Here is a 624-nt window from a genome sequence, read left to right on the forward strand (position 1 = left end):
GAAATAATCCAACCCTTTTTTCTTTATTCTTGCCATACAATTTAGTGGTAGATGTTTTTGTTGTTGATGAAGTTTATAATTAAGTCTGTAAATCTATAGTCAGGATTCCCGTCGTTCTTCCTCTTCCTTTATTCTCTTCTTTTTGCGCTCCACGATGAGCCTCACTCTTTGGCGGGCATTCCGGATAAGCTGTAAACGCGTTTCGCGGTCTTCAATCTGTGTAATGACGGGATATGGAAGGCGTTCGGGCGGTATGCCAGTGGATAGTTTTTCCTTTTTGTAGCGCTTGTGATTGATTGCTTTTCGACACTGTTTGCAATATTTATCGGGCTGAAGGGTGGTTCTGTTTACATAGAAAGAGTCCAAAGGGAGTGCCTGGTTGCAATACTTGCAGGTGTGGAGAAGAGAGGGACTTGATGTTGGCAGAGAGTTTTCTGTTTTCATAATACTTGTTTTATTTTAGTTTTATAAGAATGAATAGTCGGGCTGGTGGGTATATATGTTCAGCGCGGTGAGTATATATGTCCACCGCGGTGGAGCTATATGGCCAGCACGGTGAGTATCTATGTCCAGCACGGTGGGTATATATGTCCACCATGGTGGTGAGTGCCCTTTTGGGATGGT

Annotated in this window: 1 protein-coding gene; it reads right to left on the reverse strand. The window is 43.3% G+C overall.

Annotated elements, in window-relative coordinates:
* Positions 1 to 99: 99 nt before the first annotated feature.
* The gene (locus tag B2Z67_RS09805) at positions 100 to 444 is read right to left on the reverse strand and encodes a hypothetical protein (protein WP_291529644.1); all 345 of its coding nucleotides are present in this window, start codon (positions 442 to 444) and stop codon (positions 100 to 102) included.
* Positions 445 to 624: the final 180 nt, after the last annotated feature.

This window comes from Bacteroides sp. UBA939, assembly GCF_002293435.1.
In the GTDB taxonomy this organism is placed as follows: domain Bacteria; phylum Bacteroidota; class Bacteroidia; order Bacteroidales; family Bacteroidaceae; genus Bacteroides.